Origin of the sequence: Cellulomonas sp. JH27-2 (assembly GCF_014837175.1) — a bacterium.
GTDB lineage: Bacteria > Actinomycetota > Actinomycetes > Actinomycetales > Cellulomonadaceae > Cellulomonas.
This window is the reverse complement of sequence record NZ_JACYFR010000002.1, coordinates 89,363-109,926: the sequence shown is the minus strand read 5'-3', so window position 1 is coordinate 109,926 and position 20,564 is coordinate 89,363. Positions and strand designations below refer to the sequence as shown.

General features: G+C 71.9%; 19 protein-coding genes and 1 tRNA gene. 7 read left to right on the top strand and 13 right to left on the bottom strand.

Translation table 11 applies throughout. The features are described 5' to 3' along the window. Positions 1 to 6: 6 nt before the first annotated feature. Positions 7 to 1,611, bottom strand: a complete 1,605-nt coding sequence (locus IC607_RS05450; RefSeq protein ID WP_191785998.1) for a hypothetical protein — start codon at positions 1,609 to 1,611, stop codon at positions 7 to 9. A 189-nt stretch (positions 1,612 to 1,800) separates the two neighbouring features. Next, entirely contained in the window at positions 1,801 to 2,445 is a 645-nt protein-coding gene (locus IC607_RS05445) for a hypothetical protein (RefSeq protein ID WP_191785997.1), read from the bottom strand. 184 nt (positions 2,446 to 2,629) lie between these two features. Here IC607_RS05445 and IC607_RS05440 point away from each other — a divergent pair, with 184 nt between their 5' ends. Continuing rightward, positions 2,630 to 4,135 carry a DEAD/DEAH box helicase gene (locus tag IC607_RS05440; RefSeq protein ID WP_191785996.1) on the top strand — a complete coding sequence of 502 codons (1,506 nt, stop codon included), beginning with the start codon at positions 2,630 to 2,632 and terminating at the stop codon, positions 4,133 to 4,135. Positions 4,136 to 4,223: 88 nt separating this feature from the next. Here the strand turns inward: IC607_RS05440 and IC607_RS05435 are convergent, their stop codons facing one another. Continuing rightward, positions 4,224 to 6,899: a phosphoenolpyruvate carboxylase gene (locus IC607_RS05435; protein WP_191785995.1), complete on the bottom strand. Its 2,676-nt coding sequence runs from the start codon at positions 6,897 to 6,899 to the stop codon at positions 4,224 to 4,226. Between the two features lie 150 nt (positions 6,900 to 7,049). Here IC607_RS05435 and IC607_RS05430 point away from each other — a divergent pair, with 150 nt between their 5' ends. Further along, positions 7,050 to 7,682 carry an alpha/beta fold hydrolase gene (locus tag IC607_RS05430; protein ID WP_370526028.1) on the top strand — a complete coding sequence of 211 codons (633 nt, stop codon included), beginning with the start codon at positions 7,050 to 7,052 and terminating at the stop codon, positions 7,680 to 7,682. 3 nt (positions 7,683 to 7,685) lie between these two features. Here the strand turns inward: IC607_RS05430 and IC607_RS05425 are convergent, their stop codons facing one another. Genes IC607_RS05425 through IC607_RS05400 form a run of 6 tightly spaced genes read right to left on the bottom strand, consistent with a single transcriptional unit; the run spans position 7,686 to position 14,504 of the window. Further along, positions 7,686 to 8,228: a hypothetical protein gene (locus tag IC607_RS05425; protein ID WP_191785994.1), complete on the bottom strand. Its 543-nt coding sequence runs from the start codon at positions 8,226 to 8,228 to the stop codon at positions 7,686 to 7,688. Between the two features lie 53 nt (positions 8,229 to 8,281). Next, a complete protein-coding gene (locus IC607_RS05420; protein WP_191787016.1) occupies positions 8,282 to 8,887 on the bottom strand; it encodes a dienelactone hydrolase family protein in 606 nt (201 codons plus the stop codon). 52 nt (positions 8,888 to 8,939) lie between these two features. Then, positions 8,940 to 11,249, bottom strand: coding sequence for a glycoside hydrolase family 3 N-terminal domain-containing protein (locus IC607_RS05415; protein ID WP_191785993.1), 2,310 nt, complete (start codon positions 11,247 to 11,249; stop codon positions 8,940 to 8,942). Between the two features lie 12 nt (positions 11,250 to 11,261). Then, positions 11,262 to 12,140 (bottom strand): carbohydrate ABC transporter permease, encoded by an 879-nt coding sequence (locus IC607_RS05410; RefSeq protein ID WP_191785992.1) that lies wholly within the window; start codon positions 12,138 to 12,140, stop codon positions 11,262 to 11,264. Continuing rightward, a complete protein-coding gene (locus tag IC607_RS05405; protein ID WP_191785991.1) occupies positions 12,137 to 13,159 on the bottom strand; it encodes a carbohydrate ABC transporter permease in 1,023 nt (340 codons plus the stop codon). The genes IC607_RS05410 and IC607_RS05405 overlap by 4 nt, the downstream gene beginning before the upstream one ends. Positions 13,160 to 13,169: 10 nt before the next feature. Continuing rightward, a complete protein-coding gene (locus IC607_RS05400) occupies positions 13,170 to 14,504 on the bottom strand; it encodes an ABC transporter substrate-binding protein (RefSeq protein ID WP_370526027.1) in 1,335 nt (444 codons plus the stop codon). Between the two features lie 498 nt (positions 14,505 to 15,002). Here IC607_RS05400 and IC607_RS05395 point away from each other — a divergent pair, with 498 nt between their 5' ends. Continuing rightward, positions 15,003 to 15,482 carry a cysteine dioxygenase family protein gene (locus IC607_RS05395; RefSeq protein ID WP_191785990.1) on the top strand — a complete coding sequence of 160 codons (480 nt, stop codon included), beginning with the start codon at positions 15,003 to 15,005 and terminating at the stop codon, positions 15,480 to 15,482. Beyond that, positions 15,479 to 15,922, top strand: coding sequence for a rhodanese-like domain-containing protein (locus tag IC607_RS05390; protein WP_191785989.1), 444 nt, complete (start codon positions 15,479 to 15,481; stop codon positions 15,920 to 15,922). Before IC607_RS05395 ends, IC607_RS05390 begins: the two co-directional genes overlap by 4 nt. 21 nt (positions 15,923 to 15,943) lie before the next feature. Here IC607_RS05390 and IC607_RS05385 read toward each other — a convergent pair whose 3' ends face one another. Continuing rightward, positions 15,944 to 17,209: an alpha-hydroxy acid oxidase gene (locus tag IC607_RS05385; protein ID WP_191785988.1), complete on the bottom strand. Its 1,266-nt coding sequence runs from the start codon at positions 17,207 to 17,209 to the stop codon at positions 15,944 to 15,946. Positions 17,210 to 17,309: 100 nt separating this feature from the next. Next, the gene (locus IC607_RS05380; RefSeq protein ID WP_225224558.1) at positions 17,310 to 17,783 is read right to left on the bottom strand and encodes a hypothetical protein; all 474 of its coding nucleotides are present in this window, start codon (positions 17,781 to 17,783) and stop codon (positions 17,310 to 17,312) included. Positions 17,784 to 17,887: 104 nt separating this feature from the next. Between IC607_RS05380 and IC607_RS05375 the strand changes: the two genes are divergently transcribed. After that, positions 17,888 to 18,325: a MarR family winged helix-turn-helix transcriptional regulator gene (locus IC607_RS05375; RefSeq protein WP_191785987.1), complete on the top strand. Its 438-nt coding sequence runs from the start codon at positions 17,888 to 17,890 to the stop codon at positions 18,323 to 18,325. 33 nt (positions 18,326 to 18,358) lie between these two features. On the opposite strand, the gene IC607_RS05370 is transcribed toward IC607_RS05375, so the two are convergent. Further along, positions 18,359 to 18,724 carry a DNA polymerase ligase N-terminal domain-containing protein gene (locus IC607_RS05370; RefSeq protein ID WP_370526026.1) on the bottom strand — a complete coding sequence of 122 codons (366 nt, stop codon included), beginning with the start codon at positions 18,722 to 18,724 and terminating at the stop codon, positions 18,359 to 18,361. Positions 18,725 to 18,859: 135 nt separating this feature from the next. Between IC607_RS05370 and IC607_RS05365 the strand changes: the two genes are divergently transcribed. Further along, the gene (locus IC607_RS05365) at positions 18,860 to 19,894 is read left to right on the top strand and encodes a DUF4037 domain-containing protein (protein WP_370526025.1); all 1,035 of its coding nucleotides are present in this window, start codon (positions 18,860 to 18,862) and stop codon (positions 19,892 to 19,894) included. 52 nt (positions 19,895 to 19,946) lie between these two features. Further along, positions 19,947 to 20,432 carry an N-acetyltransferase gene (locus IC607_RS05360; RefSeq protein ID WP_191785985.1) on the top strand — a complete coding sequence of 162 codons (486 nt, stop codon included), beginning with the start codon at positions 19,947 to 19,949 and terminating at the stop codon, positions 20,430 to 20,432. A 47-nt stretch (positions 20,433 to 20,479) separates the two neighbouring features. Here the strand turns inward: IC607_RS05360 and IC607_RS05355 are convergent. Continuing rightward, positions 20,480 to 20,555: transfer RNA gene (locus IC607_RS05355), tRNA-Ala, on the bottom strand. Positions 20,556 to 20,564 lie beyond the last annotated feature (9 nt).

Here is a 20,564-nt window from a genome sequence, read left to right as displayed (position 1 = left end):
GCACCGTCACTGGTAGCTGACCAGGTCGGGTCGGGGGTGGACGGCGTAGGTCTTCTTCGGCGAGAGCATCGGCTTGTCCTCGTCGTAGAAGTTCTTCCAGCCCCAGTGCACGTCGGGAGCGTCCTTGCGGATCGTCGCCCACGTGCCGGCCTTCGCGGGCTGGGAGCCCTGGCCGTCGACGTGGATCACCATCGCCAGCTCGTCGCGCGTCGTGTCCAGCTTGCTGCGCCCCGCGATCATCGACGTCGAGAACTGGTGCAGCACCAGCATCTTCTGCGGAAGGTGCCGCTGTGCGGTGAAGTCGGCGAGCCAGTCGACGACGCCGTTCACCTCGCCGATCCTCACGGACCCGATCTGGTGCAGCGGCTTCTGCTTCTTGGTCAGCCGCCACTCCGGGTCCAGGGCGAGCCCCACGTTCGGCAGCGCCAGCAGCGGTGCGTAGCGCTTGGCCTGGTCGCGGAAGTCGGCCCGGCCCGGCTGCAGGTCGAGCACGACGGCCACGCCCTTGGCGCGCGCCGCCTCGACGAGCGGGCGCAGCTCGGCCACCGAGCGCTCGCGCGAGTAGTCGCCGTCCTCGCCCTTCGAGCCCGCGGCGATCGTCGCGATGGCCTCGACCATCGGCACGACGGTGTCCGACGTGAGCGGGCGGTACTTCTTCGCGGTCGACGCCGCGCGCGTCATCGTCTTCGGCACCGACTGCTCGCCCAGCACGCCCAACGCCTTGCTGCCGGGCGTCCCGTAGAGGGCGACGTACCGCTTGCCGCGCACTCCGGTGCCCTCGGGGAAGATCAGCTGACCGCCGCCCGGCAGCTGCGCCCCGGTCTTCGCCGAGGCCACGCGACCTGCGAGCAGACCTGCGCTGCCGAAGCCCTTGCCGAGCGCGACGACGGCGTTCGGGGACGCGTCCGCGAGAGCCGCGACCGACGCTGCCGTGGTCCGCGGGTCGCCGCTCGGGCAGGCGATGGTCGCCACCCCGGCCGCCCGCAGCGTCGCGAGCGCCGCCAACGGGACCGTGCCGGCTCCGACGAGCGCCACCGTGCCCTCGGCCGGGGACGGCCTGACCGCCAGTGCGCCCGTCGCCGCCTCGAGCCGGGTCGCGTCCGCCCCGACCGGCACGTCGACGACGCCGACGCCGAGACCGTCGACGTCCGCGTCGCCGACCCGCACCACGCTCGTCGCACCCAGCCGCGCGATCTCTCCCGCCGCGTCGGGGACGCCCGTGCCGGTCAGCAGGACGGGCGCGCCCAGACCCGCCGCGACACTCGCCGCGGTGAGCTGGCCCGCAGCGTCGTCCGCGCCGACGACCACCACGACGGGTGACGACGCGAACACCGCCCGCGACGCGGCGAGCGCGGCCGCGCCGGGACTCGCAGGCAGGACAGTCGCGGACGCCTGCGGGGCCCGCGTGACCGCGCGGGGCGGGCCGGACGGGCTGGGCGACGGGCTCGTGGACGGGCTGCTCGACGAGCTCGGAGCCGCCGGCGACGCCTCCGGCCGCGGCACGCCGGTCGTCGACGACTCCGAGGACGCACCGGCCAGAGCGCTGTCCGTCGGGTCAGGCCCGGACCCCGCGGTGCATCCGGCCAGCAGGGCGATCGCCACCGCGGCCACCGCGCTCCTCGCGGGCGACCGGCCGGGTCGACAGACGGGCGGACGACCGGGCAGCAGGCGTCGAACAGGTCGCACGGGTCCTCCCCAGGGCTCGCGGGCAGGCCACTGTAGGCAGGTGGCGCACCGACGGCGAAACCGCCTGGTCGCGGCACCGGCAGATCGAGCCCGGCACCTCCGTCCGGCACGCGGTCACCGTGGGTCGGTGCGCCCCTCGAGGTGGTTGTGGCCCAGCCCGTGCAGGAAGCGCGGCCCGCGCGCCGTGAGCTCGTCCTCGAACTGCCGCGCCCAGCCGCCGTAGGGGGTGCGGGCGAGCGCGTCGTTGGAGAACCGTGGGTCCTCGGTGAGCTCGGTGACGCAGAACGCCGGGATCTGCAGGTCGGTGACCGGTCCCCCACGCTCCACCTCGGCGACGACGAGGGGGGCGTTGGCGCCGCCGAACGTGTCGATCACCCAGCCGTCGGACCCGAGCCATGACGAGTGCCGCGTCTTGACGATCCGCGACCCGCCGCGGCGGATCATCTCGATGCCGACCGCGACGTCGACCTCGCGCTCGGCCTCGTAGCGGGTCCCGGCGTTCATGGGTCCCTTGAGCGTGATCGCGCAGAAGTCGACCAGGTCCGCGTAGGCGTCGAGCACCGCCAGCGGTTCGAGCGTCGGGTCCAGCGCGGGTGACCCGCCGGACGTCTGCGCACGCAGCCGGATCGCGAAGCCCTCGTCGGCCAGGTAGTAGCTCTGCACGATGAGGGTGGGCGCCCCGTCGAGGAGGTCGACCGGGAGCTCGCGCACCCAGAAGCGCCGCTCGAACTCGAAGTCGCCGTAGCCGGTGTCGCTCACCCACCCAGCGTAGGCGCGCGGGGTCGTGTCGTTGCTCACCTTGAGGCCGGACGCACCGGCCAATGTGAGAAGGTGGAGGTCCGGGAGTGCCGCGACCACGCGAGCGCCCCGCGTCGTGGAGATCGCCCGAGCCCGTCTCGGAAGCTTGCGCGGCGATCCATCCCCAGCCCCGAGAGGCCCCTTCGTGACCACCTTCGCCGATCTCGGCGTGCCCGCTGCCCTCGTCCGCACCCTGACGGACCAGGGCATCACGGCCCCCTTCCCCATCCAGACCGCGACCCTGCCCGACTCGCTGGCCGGCACCGACGTGCTCGGCCGCGGCCGGACCGGCTCCGGCAAGACCATCGCCTTCGCCCTCCCCCTCGTCGCGCGCCTCGCGGCGTCACGCACCCGGACGGCGAGCCGACGACCCCGCGCGCTCGTGCTGTGCCCGACGCGTGAGCTCGCCAACCAGATCGACGCGACCGTCGCGCCGCTGGCCGCGGCCATGGGCCTGAGCACCACGACGATCTTCGGCGGGGTCGCCCAGTCCCGCCAGGTCACCGCGCTCGACAAGGGCGTCGACATCGTCGTCGCCTGCCCCGGCCGCCTCGAGGACCTGCTCAACCAGAAGCTGCTGACGCTCGACGGCGTCGAGATCACCGTGCTCGACGAGGCCGACCACATGGCCGACCTGGGCTTCCTGCCCGGCGTCAAGCGGATCATGGACAAGACCCCGAAGGTCGGCCAGCGCATGCTGTTCTCCGCGACCCTCGACAACGGGGTCGACCAGCTGGTCAAGCGCTACCTGCACTCCCCCGTGACGCACTCGGTGGACAGCGCCGCGTCGCCGGTGCAGACCATGACGCACCACTTCTTCGAGGTCCGCGACGTCGAGGACAAGAAGCGCATCGTCCACCACCTCGCCTCCGGCACAGGCCGCCGGGTGCTGTTCATGCGGACCAAGCACCAGGCCAAGAAGCTGGCCAAGCAGTTGACGGCCGACGGCATCCCCGCCGTGGACCTGCACGGCAACCTGGGTCAGGGCGCGCGCGAGCGCAACCTCGAGGCGTTCTCGACCGGCGCCGCGAAGGTGCTGGTCGCCACCGACATCGCCGCACGCGGCATCCACGTCGACGAGGTCGAGCTGGTCGTGCACGTCGACCCGCCGGCCGAGCACAAGGCGTACCTGCACCGCTCGGGCCGCACCGCGCGTGCAGGGTCCGGCGGCGACGTCGTCACGCTCGTCCTGCCCGAGCAGCGCGGCGACGTCCGCGCCCTGACGCGCGCCGCGAAGATCACCGCGCAGCCGCGCTCCGTGCGGCCCGACGACGCGGCGCTCTCGGCCCTCGTCGGCGAGGTCGCCCCGTACGTGGCTCCGGCCGCACCCGCGCCGGCAGCAGCCGCCGGCAAGCCTGCCGGTTCGGGTCGCAGCCGCAGCCGCCGTCGTGGCGGTTCGACCACCGGCACGACCCCGGCCACGACCGGCCAGACGCGCACGGGACAGCCCAGCACGCGCCAGGCACGGGGCGGGCAGCCCGCGGCCGCCGGTCAGACCCGTGGCGGTCGCGGCGACCAGGCGCAGGGGCGCACGGCCCAGCCGGCCGGCTCGCCGCGTCGCGGGGGCACCGGACGTCGCGCCGGGCGGCCGAGCGGTGCACCGAGCGGCGCCCGCAGCCAGGTGCGCTACACCTCGGATTCGTCCCGCTGACGCCCTGACCCGGTCGCCGGCTCCGGGCCGGACAGCACGAGGGCGCCCACCGATTCCGGTGGGCGCCCTCGTGCGTGTCGGCGCTGGATCAGCCCGTGTTCTGCAGGCCGGCCGCGACGCCGTTGACGGTGAGAAGGAGCAGCCGGCGCAGGTCGTCGTCCTGCTCCGGCGCCTCCCCCGTGCGCAGGCCGCGCAGCGCGCGCAGCTGCAGGAGGGAGAGCGCGTCGACGTACGGGCTGCGCAGCTGCACGGCACGGCCCAGGATCCGCTTGCGGGACAGCACGGCGTCGGAGTCCGTGATCGCCAGCACCCAGCGCCGCGTCAGCCGCAGCTCGGTGAGGACGGCGTCGGCCAGGTCGTCGCGGTCACCGAGCGCCAGGTAGCGCGCCGCGATCCGCTCGTCCGTCTTGGCCAGCGACATCTCGACGTTGTCGATCATGGTCGCGAACAGCGGCCACTGCTCGTACGCCGCGCGCAGCTCGACCAGGTCGCCGACCTTCTCCAGCGCGGTGCCCAGGCCGTACCAGCCGGCCAGGTTGATGCGCGCCTGGGTCCAGGAGAACACCCACGGGATCGCGCGCAGGTCGTCGAGAGACGACACCGACAGGCCGCGGCGCGCGGGCCGCGACCCGATGTGCAGCAGCCCGATCTCCTCCATCGGCGTGACCTCGGCGAACCACTGCGGGAAGCCGTCGGCACGCACCAGCTCGTGGAACCGTGTGCGCGACGCCTCGTCGAGGCGGGACGCGAGCTCGGCGAACCGGGCGGTCGCGTCCGCGTTGCGCTTCTCGACCGACGGCGTGCCCGCGAGCAGCGTCGCGGCGACGACCTGCTCGATGTGGCGGGCCGCGATGACGGGGTCGCCGTAGCGGGCGAAGATGACCTCGCCCTGCTCGGTGAGCTTGAAGCGTCCGTCCACCGAACCCGGCGGCTGCGCCAGGACGGCACGGTTGGCGGGGCCGCCGCCGCGCCCGAGCGCGCCACCACGGCCGTGGAAGAGCGTGAGCACGATGTCGTGACGCCGGGCCCAGTCCGTGATGCGCGCCTGGGCCGTGTCGAGCGCGAGCGTCGCCGAGACCGGGCCGACGTCCTTCGACGAGTCCGAGTAGCCGAGCATGACCTCGACCCGACGACCGTTCTCGGCCAACCGGCGCTGCACGATGTCGAGCTCGAGCATGGCCTCGAGGATCTCCACGCTCGCCTCGAGGTCCGCGAAGGTCTCGAACAACGGGATCGCGTCGATGACGGGCGCGTCGTCGGTTCCCGCGAACGCGTACTCGGCCAGCTGGTAGACGGCCGCCAGGTGCTCCGGCTTCTGCGTGAACGACACGATGTAGCGGCGCGCGGCGCGCAGGCCGAACCGGCGCTGCACGTGACCGAGCGCCCGGAACGTGTCGAGCACCTCGATCGTGCGCTCCTCGAGCTTGCCGTCCACGCCGTTCTTCTCGAGGTCTGCCAGCGCGGCCTCGTGGACCTGCGAGTGCTGACGGATCTCGAGCTCGGCCAGGTGGAAGCCGAACGACTCGACCTGCCACAGCAGGCGCTGCACGTCACCGAACGCGGAGCGGCGTGCGCCGGCTGCCTCGAGCGAGGACTGCACCACGCGCAGGTCGGCCTCGAGCTCGTCGGGCCCGCTGTACGCGAGGTCAGCGTCCCGGGTGCGGGTGGCGGCGATGCGCGCGGCGATCACGAGGACGACGCGGCGGTGGGGTTCGTTGGGGGCGTCGGCCGCGATGCGGGCCGTGATCTCCTCGGACAGCGTGCGCTGACGCTGCCACAGCGAGCCCAGCTCGGCGGACGCGGGGGTGCCGGACGCGTCGAGCGTGAGGCCCTGCGCCGTCCGCACGGCCGACGCCTCGAGCGCCGTGAGCACCTGGTCCGAGAGCAGCAGGGCACTGGCTCGCGTGACCTCGGCGGTCACGTTCGGGTTGCCGTCGCGGTCACCACCGATCCACGAGCCGAGGCGCGCGAACGGCCGCACGGCCGGTGCCTCGGTGCCGGCCGCCTCGCCCAGGACCCAGTCGTCCAGGCGGCGGTAGACCGCCGGGAACACGTCGGAGAGCGTGGACTCGAACACGGCGAGGACGGTGCGGACCTCGTCGAGCACGGTCGGCTTGGACTGGCGCAGCGGCGCCGTGCGCCACAGGGTCTCGATCTCCGACAGCAGACGCCGCTCGTTCTCGGCGAGCGACATGCCGCCGATCGTCTCGGCGTCGCGCTCGGCCAGCAGCTCGGCGATCCGCCGGATCGAGCGCGAGACGGCACGACGACGGGCCTCGGTCGGGTGCGCGGTCAGCACGGGCCGGAACTCGACCTCCTGGAGGCGCCGACGCGCCTCGTCCTGGCCCAGCTCCTCGGTCACCTTGAGCACAGCAGCCGGCAGGGAGTCGTCGGGCGCAAGAGCGAGGGGCTCGACGTGGGCCTCGCGGTCCCGCAGGACGCGGATCCGGTGGTTCTCCTCGGCGATGTTCGCCAGGTGGAAGTAGCAGGTGAAGGCCCGCGCCACCTGCTCGGCACGCTCCAGGCTGAAGCCGGACACCAGCTCCTCGGCCTGCGCGAGCGCGTCGCTCGTCGGGTCGGAGTGGGCGTGGATGGCGAGCTCGCGCAGGGCCTCGACGTCGGCGAGCAGATCGTCGCCGCCCGCCTCGGCCAGGACGCGGCCCAGGAACTCGCCCAGGGCACGCACATCGTTGCGCAGCGGCTCGGGGACCTCGTGGCTCGCGCGGACCCGAGGGAAGTCGCGGGGGGGAAGCGGTGCTGTCACGCGCTCAAACTAGGCCACGGATGCCTGTGTGCGTCAGGTGGTCCAGTCGTTGGGCGGTGTGATGCACGTCTCGTCACCACCACGCCCGGCGGGCGCGGCACAGGTTCGCGGCCTACTGTTCCGGTCTCCCCCGTCCCGCTGGAGCGTGCCGTGAACCGTCGTCCGATCGTGCTGGTCCACGGCACGCGCACGTCCGGGACCATCTGGGCGCCGCAGGTCGCGGCACTGCGCCGGGCCGGGCATCGCACGCTGGCCCTCGACCTCCCGGGCCACGGCACCCGGGCCGACGAACGCTTCACGCTGCCGGGCGCGCTCGACACGATCGACCGGGCGGTCGACGACTGCGACGAGCGCCCGCTGCTCGTCGGGCTGTCCCTCGGCGGCTACGTGAGTCTCGCCTACACGGGGAGCCGCCGCGAGGCCGTGGCGGGTGTCGTGCTGGCCGGCTGCTCGACGCAGCTCCGCGGCAAGCCGCTGCGCGCGTACGGTCACGTGTCGCGTCTCGTCGCCGGGACGGGCGGGACGTGGCACGTCGTGACGGACATGCTCGACGCCCTCGCCGGCTACTCGTCGCTCGACGAGGTGCGTCGCCTCGAGGTGCCCGTCTGGCTCGTCAACGGCCGCCGCGACCCGCTGCGGCTCGATGAGCGGCGCTACCGACGCGCCCTGCCCGCCAGCCGGCTCACGGTGGTGCGCGGGGCGGGGCACGACGTGAACTCGCACGCGCCCGTCGCTTTCAACCGGGTGCTGCTCGACGCGATGTGGCAGCTGCGCGACCGGTAGCCCTCAGGTGCTGGCCCTGGACAGCGCCGCCGGCTTCGGCAGCTTCATCGCCTCGGACGCGGGCGGGCACCGGATCACACGGACCGCGCTCACGGCCCCGTCGCGCAGCGCGTAGACGAAGCAGCGCTGCCCCTTCCCGTCCGACGTGCTCTCGAGCCCCAGCAGACCGCCGGAGTGCGCGACCACGTGCGCATCGATCCGGACCGTCACCCGGGCACCGCCGGTGACCGCCGTGCTGCCGTTCCAGGCGACGGCGACGGCCGTGACCGTCCCCGTGCCGTCCGACGGCGCGGCCGGGAGCAGGTCGGTCTTCGAGGACGCCGCGGCCAGCGCCGCAGCCACGAGCTGCGCGCCGGAGTACTTCTCGGTGTCGGGCGGGGTCAGCGCGCGAGCCACGTCGGTGCTGCGACCGGCCGCGAGACGATCGGCCGCGGCATTGCCCTCGCTCACCGAGTCGGACCCGAGCACCGTCGTCGCCACGTAGGTGCCCGCACCCACGACGACGAGCGCGCCCACCAGGACGCCGGCCGTCAGCTTTGACCCCATTGTCGGGATCGTAGTCATGACGTCCCCGTCGCGTGGGCCGTTCTACGGGTGACTTAGCCCAGGCTCGCGACGAAGTCCAGGACTCGCTGCGTGGCGAGCGCCGCCGCCGTCTCGTCGTACTCCGCCAGGCTGGCGTCCATGAACAGGTGCGCGTCCCCGTCGTAGAGGTAGAGCTCGACGCCGTCGATCCGGGCCAGCTCGCGCGCGGCGTCCAGGTCGCCCTCCTCGACGAACAGCTCGTCGTCCTCCATGGCGTGGATCTGTGCGGGGACACCGGCGGGCCACGGCTCGCCCATGTCCGCGGGCGAGACGGCGGAGTGGAAGAACACGCCGCCGCGCGCGCCCGGCCGGTTCTGGACGAGCGACTGCGCGGGCAGCACGCCGAGGGAGAACCCGACGTAGACGAGCGCGCTGGGCAGCTCGTCGACGGCTGCCAGCGCCCGCTCGATGACCACGCCGAACCCCACCTCGTCCGCGTGGTCGATGCCCTCCTCGAGCGTCGCGAACGTGGCGCCGTCGTACAGGTCCGGCACCGTGACCCGGTGGCCGGCCTCCCGCAGGGTGTCCGCGAAGGCCCGGACGCCGTCGGTCAGACCCTGGGCATGATGAAAGACGATGATGTCGGCCACTGCGGCTCCTCCAGGCGTGCGGACGTGCAGACGTGCCCCGCAAGGCTAGGCGATGCCTGCCCTGCGGAGTCACGTCGGCGCGTCAGCGGGTCTCTGTCGTGGTCCAGCGCGGCGAGTCGGCACCGACGAGGTGCACGTCGCCGACCAGCGTCGTGCGTGCGGTGGTCTCGCGCTCGGCGCTCGTGCCGACCCACAGGTCGACGTCCCCGGGCTCGACCACGCGCCGCATGGTGCGGTCGGAGAACGCGAGCCGCGTGGTCGGGACGTCGAAGCGCACGACCGTGCGCTCCCCCGGCGCCAGGTGCACGCGTGCGTACCCGAGCAGCTGGGCGACCGGCCTGGTCACGGACCCGACGAGGTCGCGCCCGTAGAGCTGGACCACGTCGTCGCCGGCGACGTCGCCGGTGTTGGCGACCGTGACCTCGGCCCGGATCGAGCCGCCGGTCGGCACCTGCGCAGCCACCGTCAGGTCGGAGCGCTCGAACGTCGTGTACGACAGCCCGTGCCCGAACGGCGCGGCAGGCGTCGAGTCCAGGTTGGTGACCTCCCGACCGGCCCCCAGGGCGGGGTGCAGGTAGGAGTAGGGCTGGGCCCCGGCGGAGCGCGGCATGCTGACGGGCAGCCGCCCGGAGGGGTTGATGCGCCCGGACAGGACACCGGCGACGGCGCCGGCCCCCTCCTCACCGGGGAAGAACGCCTGCACCACCGCGGCGCACCGCTCGATCGCCCAGTCCACCGCGTACGGGCGACCCGTGACGAGGACCAGGACCACGGGCGTGCCGGTCTCCAGCACGGCCTCGACGAGCGCCCGCTGCACGCCCGGCAGTTCGAGGTGGTCGCGGTCGCAGCCCTCGCCCGACGTCCCGCGGCCGAAGAGCCCGGCGTGGTCGCCGACCACGAGGACGGCCACGTCGGCCGCCGTCGCGGTCGCGACCGCCTCGCCGAAGCTGCTGCGGTCGTCGTCGTCGACCGCGCAGCCAGCCGCGGCATCGACGACGGCATCAGGCAGCTCGGCCCGGACGGCCTCGAGGATTGTCGGCGCGTGCAGGCCGTCCTCGACGCCGGGGTTCTGCGCCAGCACGTGGTTGACGAACGAGTAGCACCCGTACAGCGCCGCCGTCCGGTCGGCGTTCGGGCCGATCACGGCGATCCGCGGCGTTGCCGCCAGAGGCAGTGTGCCGTCGTTGGCGACGAGCACCACCGACTCCTCGGCGATCCGCCGCGCCAGCTCGCGCTGCTCGGGGGTGTCGAGGTCGACCTGCGCGGGCGGCGCGTCCTCGAAGGTCGCGTCGAGCAGCCCCAGCTCGTCCTTCTGCCGCAGCGCCCGCAGCACTGCGCGGTCGACGAGCGCCTCGTCGACCGTGCCGTCCCGAAGCCGCTCGAGCAGGGGTCCGACGAACGCGTCGCCGGTCGGCAGCTCGATGTCGATCCCGGCCCCGAGGGCCAGCGCGGCGGCCTCGCCGAGGTCGCCCGCGACGTGGTGGAGCAGATGCAGGAAGGCGATCCCGAAGTAGTCGGCCACGACGGTGCCGTCGAAACCCCACCGGTCGCGCAGGATCCCGGTCAGGACCGTCGGGTCGGCGGCGACGGGCACGCCGTCGATCTCCGTGTAGGCGTGCATGACCGAGCGCGCGTCGCCGTCGAGCAGCGCCATCTCGAACGGGATCAGCAGGACGTCGGCGATCTCGCGCGGGCCGGCGTGCACGGGACCGAAGTTGCGGCCCGACTGCGACGCCGAGTACCCGACGAAGTGCTTGAGGGTCGCGTGCACGCCGGCGGACTGCAGGCCGCGCACGTAGGACGTGCCCACGGTCCCGACGAGGTACGGGTCCTCCCCGATGCACTCCTCGACCCGACCCCAGCGCGGGTCCCGCACGACGTCGAGCACCGGGGCGAGCCCCTGGTGGATGCCGAGCGTGCGCATGGACTCGCCGATCGTGGCGGCCATCTGCTCGACCAGCTCCGGGTCGAAGGCCGCACCCCACGCCAGCGGAGTCGGGAACGTCGCGGCCCGCCACGCGGACAGGCCCGTCAGGACCTCCTCGTGGACGAGCGCCGGGATCCCCAGCCGCGTACCCCGCACGAGGCTGCGCTGGAAGTCCCACAGCCACGCGGCACGCTCGGCGCCGTCGACCGGCCGGGTGCCGTAAGGCCGGGTCAGGTGTCCGAGACCGTGCCGCGCGAACTCCGCGAGACCTGTCGGCTCGGCGAACTCGCCCTGCAGCGGCGCGACGGACTCCCCGTCGCCCTTGTCCCAGAAGCCGACGATCTGGCCGATCTTCTCCTCGATGGTCATGCGCCCCAGGAGCTCCAGGACGCGGACCTCGTCGACGCCCCGGTCGCGGTGAACCGCTTCGACGCCGGCCGGCCGGGAGATGTGCGTGTCAGTCATGGGTAGGCCCCCTCAGCCCTTGACCGCGCCCTGCAGGCCGCCCACGATCCGTCGCTCGAAGAGCGAGAAGAAGATCAGGGCGGGCAGCATGGACAGTGAGGTGAACGCGAGCACCTTGGCGGTGTCGGTGGAGTACTGCGACGAGAACGCCTGGACCCCGAGCGGCAGGGTGAACGATCCCTCGTCGTTGAGGATGAACAGGGGCAGCAGGTAGCTGTTCCAGCTGCCGACGAACACCAGGATCCCCGTGGTGATCACGCCGGGCAGCGACAGCGGCAGCACCATCCGGAAGAAGAATCCGAGCTTGCCGGCTCCGTCGATCGAGGCGGCCTCCTCGATCTCCTCCGGGATCGCGCGCAGGAACGGGACCAGGATGATGATCGTGGTCGGAAGCGCGAACCCGATCTGCGGCAGGATCACGCCCGCCAGGTGGTTCACGAGACCGAGGTCACGCACCACGATGTACAGCGGCGTGATGGCGACGGTGACGGGGAACATCAGGCCCGCCGCGAACAGGGCGTACAGCGCGCCACGCCCGCGGAAGCTGTACCGCGCGAGCACGAAGCTCACCATGAGCCCCGCTCCGACCACCGCGGCCGAGGTGACGAGCGCGACGACCGTCGAGTTGGCGACCTCGCGCCAGAACGTGCCGTTGGCCAGCACGTCGACGTAGTTCGACACCTTCCACGGCGACGGGAGCCCGGCGGGGTCCGTCGTGATCTGGCTGTTCGTCCGGAAGCCGCCCAGGATGATGTACACCACCGGCACGAGCAGCAGGCCGACGAGCACGAGCGCGACGAAGTAGGTCGCGGGTCCGGCGCCGCCGCGCGCCTTGGACGTCGCACGCGAGCGCGGCCGGTGGGTCTGGAGCTGGATGGTCGAGGCGGTCACCGTGCTGCCTTATCCGTGAGTGCGCCGGCGGTGTCGCGACGCAGGACGAAGCGCTGGTAGACGAGCGCGATGGTCAGGGAGATGACGAACAGGACGACCGCGACGGCGCTGCCGTAGCCGAAGTTCCCGGCCGTCCGGCCGTACTGGACCATGTAGGTCGCCATCGTCGAGACGCCCGCGGTGCCCGCGACGTACTGGCCCCAGACGATGTACACGAGGTCGAAGAGCTGCAGGGACCCGATGATCGACAGGAACGCCCAGATGCGCAGGGTCGGACCGAGGAGCGGGAGCGTGATGCTGCGCTGGATCTGCCAGTAGCTCGCGCCGTCGATCGCGGCGGCCTCGAACAGCTCGTCGGGGATGTTCTGCAGCGCCGCCATGAACAGGATCACGGCGAAGCCGATGTACTTCCACGAGATGATCGCCATCAAGGTCCAGATGGCGATGTCCGGGTCGGACAGCCAGTCGTGGGCCAGCGAGCCGAGGCCGACCTTGTCCAGGAAGCCGTTGGCCGCGCCGTTCGTCGCGAGCATGAGGCTGAAGCCCGTCCCGACGATGACCTCGGAGATGACGTAGGGGACGAAGATCAGCACGCGGATGAGCGAGCGGCCCCGCATGGGCCGGTTGAGCAGCAGCGCGAGCCCGATGGCGATCGGCCCCTGCAGCACCAGCGAGGCGACGACGATGAAGAGGTTGTGCCCCAGCGCCGCGTGGAACTCAGGGTCCGTCAGGATGATCTTGTAGTTGTTCAGCCCGACGAAGTCGGTCGGCTTGCCGTAGCCCTTCCAGCGGAAGAAGCCGTAGTAGGCCGCCAGGAAGACCGGGAAGATCACGAACCCGACGAACATCAGGACTGCTGGCCCGGAAAGAACCGCGATCTCGAACCGCGTCCGCCAGCCCACGCCGCGACGGCGCGGGAGGGCGGCCGGGGCCGGGGCCGGCGTGCTGCCGGCCCCGACCACGGAGCGGTCGTCCTGCGAGTTCTTCACGGCCAACGGGTTGACCGGTGAATCGCTCATGAGGTTGGAACTATCCCTTTGCCGATGCGTTGTTCACGGCGGTGATGATGTCCGCCACCGAGCCCTTGTCGGCCAGGAGGTTGACGACGGCCGTGTTGAGCGCGTTCCCGACGTTCTGCCCGTACAGCGTGTCCAGCCACTGCGACACGTACGGCGCCTCGTTGAAGGCCGCGATGACCGCCTTGAGGTAGTCCTCGGTCACGACTGCCTGCGCGTCCTTGTTGACCGGCGGCGCGTTGAAGGCCTTGTAGTACGCCTCCTGGACGTCCTTCGAGGCGAGGTAGTTCAGGAAGTCGGTGCACGCCTTCTTGGGAGCCTTGGCCGAGCACGAGTAGCCGTCGACGCCACCCATGATCGCCTTCGGGTCACCCTGGCCGCCCGGGACGGAGATGAACGGGTAGAAGCCCAGGTCCGGCAGCGGCTTCTCGTCGGGCGTGAGAGAGGCGATCACGCCCGGGTCCCACGCACCCATGAGCTCGGCGCCGGCCTTGTGGTTGGCGACCAGACCGGCCGACGAGCCGGCGCCCTGCTGGGCCGCCGTGGTGAGGAAGCCCTTGTTGAACGCGCCGGTGTCCTTGAACGCCTTGAGGTCGTCGCCGGCCTTGGTCCAGCAGTCGTCCTCGAACTGGAGGGACTTGGCGGTCGAGTTCAGCGTGTCCTCGCTGCACTCGCGCAGCGCGAACCAGTAGTACCAGTGCGCCGCGGGCCAGGCGTCCTTGCCGCCGAGCGCGATCGCCTCGACGCCCGACGCCTTGAGCTTGGTGTTGGCCGCGTTGAGCTGGTCGAGCGTGGTGGGCGTCTCCGTGATGCCCGCGTCCTTGTACAGGTCCTTGCTGTAGAAGAAGCCGCCCGGGAGCACCGAGACCGGCATCGCGTAGACCTTGTCGTCGATCGACTCGGCCTTGAACGAGCCCTCCCCGACGCCGGCCTTCGTCTCGTCCGAGACCGAGTCCGTGATGTCCATCAGCTGGCCGGCCTCGACCATCGCGGCCATCTTGCCGCCGCCGCGCTGCAGGAAGATGTCCGGCGCGTCGCCCGAGTTGAGGGCCGTCTGGAGCTTGCCGTCGAGGTCCTCGTTCTGGACCGTCTGGATCTTGATGGTGACGCCGGGGTTGGCCTCGTCGAAGCTCTTGACCGTGTCGGTGAAGAACTGCGCACCGGGACCGGTGGTCGCGTTGGTCCACAGCGTCATGGTGACGGGGTTGTTCGCGTCCGCCGTCGTGTCGTCACTGCTGCCGCCGTCGGAGCTGGAACAGCCCGACACCACCAGCGCGATGCTCGCACCCAGTGCGGCGAGCGCCGCTCCTCGATTCATCCTGGCCATGAAAAGGAACTCCTCTGTCATCGTTGACGGGTAGGTCGAAGCCTGGCGTGTCCGATCTTGCGGGCTTGGTGGTGCACGTGTCAATCGTTGTCGATAACGTTTTCGACACGAACGGCTCACGGTCCGACGATCGCGTCGCACTAGCGCTCGAGGACGGGCGTGCGGAAAGCGTTCGCAGTCTCGTCGGCACAGCCGCGCGCGTTAATCCGATCGAGTCAGTCCAGTATTCGAGATCACAGCCGCCCCCCGTTGACGGCGCCCGACGTGACGTGGTGCCCTGATGCCGTCCGGGAGGGGTCCCGGGCTCGGCTGCACCCGGTGCGCCGACGACGAGAGCAGGAGGTCGGCCATGAATGTCATGCGCCCTCGCCCCGCCTCGTCCTGTTGTCGGGTCCGCTGAGGTCTCGTCGGCCCACGCCGACTCGCAGAGCCAGCCGCCGCCGGTCCGTCCCACGACCCCGCGGCCTCACCCCGACACCACCGCGCACCCGACGTGCGCCCTCCTGGACAGGCATTCCGATGACCGTCACCACCGCCCCCGCTCCCTTGACCACCGACGAGCTCAGTGCGCTCGTCCGCTCCATCGCCGACCAGCCCGACCTGTGGCGCCCCATCGTCCGCTTCACGCAGGCCGAACGCTGGTGGACCCGCCTCGAGGGCCCTGAGGGCGTCGACGTCTGGCTCCTGTCGTGGCTGCCGGCCCAGGGCACCGAGCCGCACGACCACGGCCGCTCGAACGCGGCCTTCACGGTCGTCGCCGGCACGCTCACCGAGCTGCGACCCGACGCGGCAGGGGACCTGGTCGCGACACCGTTCGACGCCGGCCGCACGCGGACCGTGGACGTGGGCCAGATCCACGACGTCGTGAACGTCGGCCACGAACCAGCCGTGAGCATCCACGCCTACTCGCCCCCGCTCGAGCAGATGACCTACTACCGGCGTGGCGAGCACGGCCTGGTGCCGTCCCGCACGGTCGAGACGACGGAGCCGGAGGAGTGAGCGTCGCCGACGGCGTCACGACCCGACGCACCATCGCCGAGCTGCTCGCCGACGCCCGGGCCCGGCTCGTGCGCCTGTCCCCCGTCGACGCCGCGGCCGACGTCCGCGACGGTGCGCTGCTCATCGACATCCGGCCCGCCGCGCAGCGCGCCGCGGAAGGTGGCGTGCCCGGCGCGATCGTCATCGAGCGCAACGTGCTCGAGTGGCGCCTGGACCCGGCGAGCGACGCCCGCATCCCGCAGGCGGCCTACGACCTGCGGCCCGTCGTCCTGTGCTCCGAGGGCTACACCTCGAGCCTGGCCGCGGCGGCGCTCATCGACTTGGGCCTCGTGCGCGCCACGGACGTCGTGGGTGGCTTCCACGCCTGGCGCGCGGCCGGCCTGCCGACGACCCCACCGACGACCCGGGCCGAGTACCGTTCGGTGCACCTCCCGGCGTGACGGTGTCGAGCGGTCCGATCGTCAGGGTCGGATCGCGCCCGTGGTCCGCTCCGCCTCCGCGATGGGTACGAGGCGGCGCAGCTGCGTGACGTGGCCGGGCCGGAGCTCGGCCAGCGACGCGACACCCAGCAGCTTCATGGTGCGCACGATCTCGCTGCGCAGGATCTCGATGGTCCGGTCGACGCCCTCGCGGCCGCCTGCCATGAGCCCGTAGAGGTACGCGCGCCCGATCAACGTGAACTTCGCGCCGAGCGCCATCGAGGCGACGATGTCGGCGCCGTTCATGATCCCGGTGTCGACCATGACGGTCGCGTCGGCACCGACCTCGCGCACCACCTGAGGCAGCAGGTGGAACGGGACCGGCGCGCGGTCGAGCTGGCGGCCGCCGTGGTTGGACAGGATGATCCCGTCCACCCCAGCGTCGACCAGCCGCACCGAGTCCGCGACGTTCTGCACGCCCTTCACCACGATCCTGCCCGGCCACAGGTCGCGGATCACGGCCAGGTCGTCGTAGCTGATGGTGGGGTCCATCGCGGCGTCGAGCAGCTCGCCCACCGTGCCGCCTGTGCTCGAGAGCGAGGCGAACTCGAGCTTGGGCGTCGTCAGGAAGTCGTACCACCACCAGGGCCGCGGGATAGCGTTGGCGACGGTCCGCAGCGTGAGCTGCGGCGGGATCGAGAACCCGTTGCGCTTGTCCCGCAGCCGCGCGCCGGCCACGGGCGTGTCGACGGTGAACATCAGGGTGTCGAACCCGGCCGCGGCGGCCCGGCGGGTCAGCGCGTAGGAGATCTCGCGGTCGCGCATCACGTAGAGCTGGAACCAGTTGCGCCCGTGGGGATTGGCTGCCTGGACGTCCTCGATCGACGTGGTGCCCAGCGTCGAGAGCGTGAACGGGATTCCCGCGGCCCCGGCCGCCGACGCGCCCGCGATCTCGCCCTCGGTCTGCATGAGCCGCGTGAAACCCGTCGGTGCGATCCCGAAGGGCAGCGCGGACCTGCCGCCCAGGATCTGCACCGACGTGTCGACGTCCGGCGCAGGCCGCAGGATGCCGGGGTGCAGCTCGATGTCGCGGAACGCCTGCCGGGCCCGCGCGAGCGAGATCTCCCCCTCCGCGGCCCCGTCGGTGTAGTCGAACGCCGCGCGGGGCGTGCGCCGCTTCGCGATCAGCCGCAGGTCGGCGATCGTCAGCGAGGCCTCCAGCCGGCGACGACGACCGTCGAGCTGGGGCTTCTTGAACCGGACGAGCTCGAGCAGCTCGGCGGGATTGGGCAGCTGACGCTGGACCATCGGCGTCGGGTCCTTCCTCGGAGGCGACGCACCCATCATGCCCGCCGCGCGATCCGTGCGCCGCCCCGTGCTGCGCGGACGTCCACGCTCCGGGTCGTGCTCAGCCGCCGGGTCGCGGAGACAACCGGATCGCCCGCGCTCCCCCGCGCCAGGCCGCCGCGAGGTCGTCCGGGTCGGGTTCTCCACCCTCCCCGCGCCGGACGCCGTTGAAGCTCGCGAACGCCGGGTTGGCGCGCGCCATCGTGGCGTATGCCGCCACGACGTCGGCCTCCTCGGTGCAGACGACGACGTCGCACGTTCGGCGACGCCCGAGGAGCCGCACGTCGACCGGCGAGCCGGTGCGGAGGTTCTTCGCCCACGCGAACGGCGTCCCGACCAGCAGGTCGTTGCCGTCGCGCTCGTAGGCCACCGGTATCGCGTAGCGGCGCCCAGACGTACGACCGACGACGTAGACCGTCACCAGCTTGCGCCCGATCCCGCGCGAGATCCCGGGCGTGCGCAGCAGGCCGCGCACCAGCACGTTGACCGCCTTCTGCCCGCGCATGGTCCGCGGCTGACGTCTCGCATCGCTCATGGCTCCTCCTTGCCGTGCCGACATCCGCCGTCTTCCTTGTTGGCCACGCCAACGTTCTCAGCGTAGGCGATGTTGGCGCACCCAACAATGGGTAGGCTCGCCGCATGCCGACCGACGACCGCACCCCCGACCGCGTCCGGTCGCGTCCGACGTGGCTGCTCGCCCGCGCCCACGGCAGGGCTCTCGCGCTGCTGCATGCCGGCTTCGAGGCGCACGGCGACGGGCTGCGGGGGTATCACTACCGCCTCCTGGCCGCCCTGGAGCAGTGGGGTCCTGCCAGCCAGGCCGACCTGGGCCGCGACACCGGGATCGACCGGAGCGACGTGACCGCCGCGCTCCGGCAGCTGGAGGACGAGGCACTCGTCGAGCGGCGCGTGGACCCCGGCCACCGGCGGCGCAACATCGTGACGATCACGGCCGACGGTCAGCGGGCGCTGCAACGCCTCGACGTGGTCATCGCGGACATCCAGGGCGACGTGCTCGCACCGCTGACGCCCGAGCAGCGACGGCAGCTCGTCGACCTGCTGGAGAAGCTGGTCTGAGGCGGCGCGCGCAGCCGTGGGCGCCGGGGGGCCTCACGACCTGTCCGTCCGGGGGCTGGGCTGGTCCTTGGTCCGGCTGAGGAGGAGCCCGCGTTCGGTAGCGACGAGCGCGTACTGCACGGCGCCCGCACGACCATGGAGCACGAACACCGTGCGGCGCTCGTCCCGGTCGAGCAGCTCCCACCAGCCGGTGTCGGCGATGAGCTTGGTGTCGTCGCTGTAGGTGAGGTGATCGAGGTCGTGGTCCGGGACCGCGATCGCGAGCCGCGGGTGGCCGACCTCCGTCGGCAGGCCACGGGGCACGGCCCACGAGCGCAGGACCCCGCCCTCCTCCAGGCGCAGGTCCTGGTGCGGTCTCGGGACCCGATGGTCGTGCAGCACGAACGCGGGGCGCGTCACGGGACCTCCGCGGCGACATGAGGACACATGCAGCACCCTCCGATCCGCTCGCCCGTTGCTCCACCGAACTGGCACGGAGCGAGAACCACCGATTCTGCTCGACGCGTGGGTTCGCGTCACAGCAGGATGTGTCGCGTGCCTCATCATGTCGTGAACGGGATCGAGCTGTCGCAGGCCTACTTCACGGACGTGATCGAGCCGATCGTCTCGTCGAGGCTTCCTGGCCTTCGCTATGCAGCCGGGCGGCTCGGATCCGGCTCGGACGTCCTGCGCCTCGACGACGACGTCTCCCGCGATCACGACTGGGGGCTCCGGCTCAACCTGTTCGTGCCCGACGATGCGGTCTCGGCAGTTCGCGCCGAGCTCGAGCGCGGTCTCCCGCGAACGTTCCAGGGGCATCCCACGCGGTTCGCCTTCACGGGTGAGAGCGAGCCGCGGCACCACGTCGAGGTGACCACGACCGCCGAGTTCGTCGTCGGGCGGCTCGGGTTCGATCCGCGTACCGGCTTGGATGCGTATGACTGGTTGTCGCTGTCAGGGCAGGCCGTCCTCGAAGTGGCGGCCGGGCCCGTGTTCACCGATCTGGCGGGCGAGCTCGGGGCGGCGCGCGACGCGCTTGCGTGGTACCCCGACGACGTCTGGCGTTACGTGCTCGCCTGCGACTGGAACCGCATCAGCCAGGAGCTCCCCCTGATGGGCCGTGCCGCAGATGTCGGCGACGAGATCGGGGCGCGCATCATCGCTGCGCGCCTGGCCCATGTCGTGCTGCACCTGGCACTCATCCTCGAGCGCCAGTGGCCGCCGTACGCGAAATGGCTCGGCACGCGCTTCGCGGGGCTGGAGTGCGCGAGATCCGTGGGTCCGTCGGTGGCCGCGCTCCTGGGCGAGAGCTCCGCAGCCGCGAGGCAATGTGCTCTTGGCGACGCTCTCGGGGCCCTGCTCGAGAGACAGAACGCGCTCGGGCTCACGAATGTGGGGGACGCTCTGATCCCCTTCTGGGACCGCCCCTACCTGCACCCGGACCCGGCGATCGCAGCCCAGCTCATCGACGGTGTCGCGGACCCCGAGGTCCGCGGGCTTCCGCGGGGGCGTGGATCCGTCGAGCAGCGCACCGACAACGTGGACGTGCTCGTGGACCCGAGAGCACGCCGCCTCGCGGTCACCTGCTGACAGCACGGCCCGACGTGCTCTGATGTCTCCGCGCGGCCATAGGGTCTGCGCCATGACCTGCAGCCTGACGTTCGAGCCGTTGACCGAGGCCGACATCGACTGGGCCTGGGACGTCTACGAGGCGACGACTCGCGAGCATGTCGAGCCGGTCACCGACTGGACCCCGGAGCACCAGTGGGCGGAGCGACTCGCAGGGCTCAGGGGCGGCTCGTTCACGGCGATCGTCGACAGCGGCCGGCGCGTCGGGCTGGCCGAAGTGACCGATGACGGCGACGAGCTGACCATCCGGCATCTCGAGGTCCTGCCCGCGGCGCAAGGGCGCGGCATCGGGAGCGCCGCCATCGAGGTGATCGCTGCCAGGGCCGCGATCACCGGCCAGTCCGTCTCGCTGCGGGTCCTGCACGTCAATCCGCGTGCTCGGGCGCTGTACGAAAGGCTGGGATTCGTCGTCGAGGACGAGCGCGCTACGTCGACCCAGATGCGACTCGCCCCGCCACTGGCTGAACAAGAGCCCGGCCGACGGCCGGGCTCTACATAAGAAACGACGACGCGGGACATCCATGAACGATGTCCCGCGTCATCACATGGTGGAGCTGAGGGGACTCGAACCCCTGACCCCCTGCATGCCATGCAGGTGCGCTACCAGCTGCGCCACAGCCCCGCGACCCAC